Below are 5,290 nucleotides of genomic sequence, written 5' to 3'. Positions count from 1 at the left end.
TTGATTTTTATAATAACCGTAGATTTCATGAAAGTTTGGGATACAAAAAACCAATGAACGTGTACAAAGAAGGTGCTATTGACTTTAAAAGTCAGGCGCAAAAAACATTGCAGGTTGCATGACATGTGTAGGAATAAGAATTTTTAAAAAACTGTATTGACACTTTGGGGTAGAATAATCACTTTCGACCGGCTGATAATTGATAAAGTAGCGCACCGCATTCAAGAAATCATAAATATTCGCACTTTGATCACTTAATAAATGTTTGGCATATGGATTACTTTTTGATGCCTGCCAATATACCCAGCCTTCGCTGGCAAACTTTTCTTTATTCGTCAGCAAGGTATTATCAATATCATAAACAATACACACCGAGGACTTGCCATAATCTTTGCTTAACTTAGCAGCATATGGTTCGATATCTTTGATATTTTTAACACTAACTTCTTGATTTGTCATCGCTTGAGCTGCACCAACGCTAAGCAACGCCAATGACATAATCGTTATTTTCTTGATCATTTTTAACCCTCTTAGATTTCCCGCAGGCATATTAGCACAAACCGTAAGTTTGTGTATTTTTTTGTAGCAAGGCTTTTTGCTTTTATTCTGTAAACTCCCAAAAAAATTAACAGTATGGATTTGCTAAGCTTACCATCCATGGTGATGGATTGCCTGCATCCTGCAGCAATGACGTCATTGTCGACAGGGAAGTCGGCAATCCAGTTTGCCAGGATGGCGACCTTTAAAACTTGGCTATGTAAGGGCTTAATAAAAAATAGGGAGCTTTCAGTTTTATTACTATCTCATTCTGTTTAGAATATGCCGCTGATGTCATTGGAAAGTTAAAAGAGAAAAAGGACACTATGCAAAAGATAGCTATTATTGGCGGATCAATCGCTGGCAACGCCATGGGGTTGGTATTGTCACGCCTAGGTTTTGATGTAACCATTTATGAACGCTCAGGCGCTCAACTTGATGATCGCGGTGTCGGCATATGTATTCCAAAAGATCTACGTAATATGTTAGTGCAAAATGATATATTTGATTCTGATGCCAAATATATTGAAATCATTGATCGACAGTTTATTGTTAGCGACGCCAAGCGCAATGCCGATGTCTTCTGGCAACAGCCTGTGAATGTGATCGCGCACAACTGGTCAGAAATTTATACGCAATTATATAAGCGCCTACCAAAAGGTATTTATCGACAAGATGCGAGTGTGGCGCATATCGAGCAAGATCAAAACAAGGTCATACTGTCACTCACTAATGGGCAAACCGTAGAGGCAGATTGGCTATTTTGTTGTGACGGAGTTAATTCACTTGGTCGCACAACACTTTTCCCTCAATCAAAACTTAACGAGGCACCTTACATCGCTTGGCGTGGCGTGATTGCAAAAAAACACGTTAGCGAGCCACCACTATTTGATCGACTTAATTATTTTTGCTACGAGTATGGGCATGTTGTAACTTACTACATTCCCAAACAAGATGGCAGTGTTGATTTGAATTGGGTTCTCTATCAAAAGGTAAATCAAGCACATAAAAATAAACTGTTAAACACGAATAACAGCAATGAAGTCACAAGCTTAGCAGCACGCGAGCTTCAGCCAATGCACTTTGAAGAGCTAAAGAAATTAGCCAACATGATGCCTGAAGTTTTTGCCAAAGTGATACTTGATACACCAAAACCTTTTATTCAAAACATCTTTGACACACAAGTCCCCGCACTTAAAAAGGGACGTATTTGCTTATCTGGAGATGCTGCATTTATCTCACGACCACATACTGCAAGTGGCGCGACAAAAGCTTTGCAAAGCGCACTTATTCTATTTCAACAATTACAAGAAAATCAGCATGATTTAGATCGCGCCACAGAACAGTGGGCAAAAATACAATATGATAATGAGCGTAAATTATATGAGCTTGGCAAAATTTTTGGACATGCGCTTGTCACTGACACCCCCGAATGGCAATTAATGAATCAAGAGAAAATGGATCAATGGTGGGTGGATATTATGCAAAATCAACAATGGTATGCCTATGAGGCACAAAAATAATCTAAGATTAACTCTGCGATTTATTAATAATCACATTAAGCAAATGACTCCCTCGTTGTAACGCGCCTTTGCTATGAACACTGATCACAAGTCCAGCAAATGGGTAACTTATTTCACACTCTTTAGCATCTGCCATTTGCAAATATCGACCTATTATCTGATCTTTATCAAAGGTATCGCCTGCCGCAACAAACCACTCATATAAGCCACCAGATTGCGCGTAAACTGCTTGGAAAGAATCCTCATCATAAAAGCCAATATGCTTAGCGCACGCTTCTTTGTATGCTTTATTTGCAGCTATTACTTGCTGTGTCGCTAGATAGTTTAATATTCGATTAGATTGAATCTGCGCTTTTTTATGCTCAATCAACTCTTCTGAACCCAACTCAAGGGTGAAACTATCTACCAATACAGGCTCATTTCTACCTAATTGAGTAAATGCCTGTTGCAAACTCCACCAAGGATAAAATCCTGCTTCATCTAATGAACCATTACATTTATTCTCAATCAATAATACATGCTCAAACCCAAGCGCTTCGGCACTATTTTTAGCATATTGCGGGCTATATAGATAATCAATCGCCAATGAGTCCGTATGCAAATCCAAAATAATATCAGCCTGTAATGCCTCTAGTTGCATGGTGTAGTTCAAACGTCGCGCACGTGACAACCCAAAGTCATTATTAAGCGCTGCTGTCACTTGCGCGCTAATCTCATTTCGCAGTGCCGTAGCATATTCTGCTTGAGCGCTTTTAAGATGCTCTTTGGCAAATGACTTATAATCTATCTCAGGCTTAAAATAATAGCGATTCCAATTGTCACCATTGGTTGCATCAAAACGCCCCTGATGTCCAGCACCAATAAGCATGTCACGCCCAAAGGGATTACACTGTGGGATAATCGTAACATCACCTTGCGGTTGTTCTTCATGAAAGTGCTTAAGTAAATTTATAATCACGGCATTACCTTGAATCTCTGAGGCATGCATGCTTGCTTGAATATAAACTTTCTTAGCCTTGTCATCTTGACCTTTAATACTATATTTAGTCACCGTGACTGCCTCTCCTGAGGCATTTTGCCCCACTTCAAGCAACGACTTTGTGATATAACTTTTCATTTCTCTCATTTGAGCCAGACTCCCGCAGCTTCAGCTTTTCTTAATATCTTAATTAGCCCTTTGTTATATGTCACCTCCGCTGGCAGCGTATGACACAAAAAAAATGGCATGCTCTCAGTAAAGCCATAAGCACCGGTATAGTGAAAGATAATATGATCTTGTGCCTTAGTATCACTTGGCAGTTGCACTTCCCCTAAATAATCCAAACTAGTACATAATGCACCATGCAAATGCATCTTAGATAGCTGGGCACTACTTTCTCTTAGACGACTCACAGGAAATGCTTGTGATGTTAGTGTCGGGCGCATTAGATGTTGGCTACCACCTGCTAATACCAACATGTCTCGCTCATAAACTGTTTTGCGATCCACTACTTTAGTGACATAAACGCCACACTTAGCAACGGCATAGCGCCCAAGCTCAAGCCAAATATCTGTTTGTGGGTAGTGGCTTTTAAGTTTTAGGAGCAATGCGTTAATTTCAGCTAAACTTAGCTCTTGTCCTTCATGTTGATAATCAACACCTAAACCACCACCTAAATCTAATACACGCAAATCAATGCCCATCGTCTCTGCCAATTCATGTAATGCATCAGCAATCGTAAACCAGATCCTCTCAAGCTTGTCTATACAGAGGATGTTACCCCATTGAAAACAATGAAAACCCAGGATATTAATATATGGGCAATCAAGATCGTGGTTCTTTGAATAAAGAATCCAGTCATTGGGTGACAAGCCAAATGGTGTGACACACTCACCACCTAAGACATTTTTTTCGCCATCATGCCATTGCAATTGCACGCGTAGCAACACATCAATATGAACTTGCTTTTCATTGGCAATACTCTGCACATCTTGCAATTGTTGCGTACTTTCAATGGCAAACCGTCTGACACCTTGATCAATAAAATAGCCTAACTGTTCATACGACTTGGCAGGGCCTGTATGCAAGATATTTTGAGGATTAACACCTTGCTTTAGTACCTGATTAAGCTCACCAATACTCGCCACATCAAAGCGCATTCCCTCATCATCTAAAGTGCTAATAATCGCTGATAAAGGATTGGCTTTAAGCGCATACCAAAGGGTTACGGGTAATGTTTGTAACGTTTTTATATGCGATTGCAAAACATCTAGATCATAGAAAAAAAAAGGCGCATCAATCTCTTTAGCTAAATCAACTAATGCTTGATGGTGGTGTAAGGTATCAACCATTAACGCAATGCCTCCTCCAAACTAAGCGCATGATCACTTTTATCATCACGATATTTAACAATAATGGGGCATGCGGCTTGTAGGCCTTGCGCCTTTGCCCAAGCTTGTGCCAATGGTCTTGTGCCTGGTACGACAACAGCACCTTCTGGAATGGCTTCACCTTTATCAAGGATACGCTCATTGACGCAGTCATACACGCTAACGCCACGTGACAACACTACCGATGGCGCAATAACCGCGCGTCTTTTAACAACAATCCCTTCAACAATGACGGCTCCCGCACCAACAAACACATGATCTTCAATCACGACAGGATTCATACCGATTGGTTCAAGTACACCGCCGATTTGCACACCTGCTGATAAGTGAACATGCTTACCAATCTGTGCGCAAGACCCCACTAATGCATGGCTATCGATCATTGTACCCTCATCAACATACGCACCGGTGTTAACATATGCCGGCGGCATAATGATTACCGATGGCGCAATATAAGCACCGGTTCTTACGGCTGATCCACCTGGCACCAAACGCACACCATCGGCAACAGTAAAACGTCTTGGGACTAAGTTATGCTTATCAACAAAGCCTTGGTAACTTTCAGTAAAATCGGTATTTTGACCGGCTTTAAATGCCGCTAAAATCGCTTCTTTGACCGCAATATTCGCTTGCCATTGACCATTTTCTTGGCGCTCTGCTGAACGCAGTTTACCTGTTTGTAAATCTTGTAGGGTTTTCTCCCAACTCATCATTTGTATTCCTTATTTTGATTTACTGAACTTTCCCGAATTTTGTAAGAATTTGCTGTGGATGAGCTGCAGACCAAAGTTTATCCCTATATCTTAGGGTTGCTAAAAAACAGGAGCAACTCATCGATGGATACCTTACAACCTTTGCTT

Annotated in this window: 5 protein-coding genes; 1 reads left to right on the top strand and 4 read right to left on the bottom strand. The window is 40.6% G+C overall.

Annotated features, from left to right (window positions below; translation table 11 throughout):
• Positions 1–84: 84 nt before the first annotated feature.
• Positions 85–519, bottom strand: coding sequence for a DUF2608 domain-containing protein (locus DNJ75_RS14170; RefSeq protein WP_157968376.1), 435 nt, complete (start codon positions 517–519; stop codon positions 85–87).
• Between the two features lie 344 nt (positions 520–863).
• Here DNJ75_RS14170 and DNJ75_RS14165 point away from each other — a divergent pair, with 344 nt between their 5' ends.
• On the top strand, positions 864–2,060 hold the full coding sequence (locus DNJ75_RS14165; RefSeq protein WP_117004093.1) for an FAD binding domain-containing protein: 1,197 nt from the start codon (positions 864–866) through the stop codon (positions 2,058–2,060).
• Between the two features lie 7 nt (positions 2,061–2,067).
• Here DNJ75_RS14165 and DNJ75_RS14160 read toward each other — a convergent pair whose 3' ends face one another.
• Genes DNJ75_RS14160 through DNJ75_RS14150 form a run of 3 tightly spaced genes read right to left on the bottom strand, consistent with a single transcriptional unit; the run spans position 2,068 to position 5,140 of the window.
• Positions 2,068–3,177 (bottom strand): M14 family zinc carboxypeptidase, encoded by a 1,110-nt coding sequence (locus DNJ75_RS14160; RefSeq protein WP_191092903.1) that lies wholly within the window; start codon positions 3,175–3,177, stop codon positions 2,068–2,070.
• A gap of 5 nt (positions 3,178–3,182) precedes the next feature.
• The gene (locus DNJ75_RS14155) at positions 3,183–4,391 is read right to left on the bottom strand and encodes a PLP-dependent decarboxylase (protein WP_117004091.1); all 1,209 of its coding nucleotides are present in this window, start codon (positions 4,389–4,391) and stop codon (positions 3,183–3,185) included.
• Entirely contained in the window at positions 4,391–5,140 is a 750-nt protein-coding gene (locus tag DNJ75_RS14150; protein ID WP_117004090.1) for a 2,3,4,5-tetrahydropyridine-2,6-dicarboxylate N-succinyltransferase, read from the bottom strand. Before DNJ75_RS14150 ends, DNJ75_RS14155 begins: the two co-directional genes overlap by 1 nt.
• Positions 5,141–5,290 lie beyond the last annotated feature (150 nt).

The sequence above is a fragment of the Cysteiniphilum litorale genome (genome assembly GCF_003428165.1).
Classification (GTDB): Bacteria; Pseudomonadota; Gammaproteobacteria; order Francisellales; family Francisellaceae; genus Caedibacter; species Caedibacter litoralis.
Note: the sequence above shows the minus strand (reverse complement) of the source record. Positions and strands in the feature narration are given on the sequence as shown.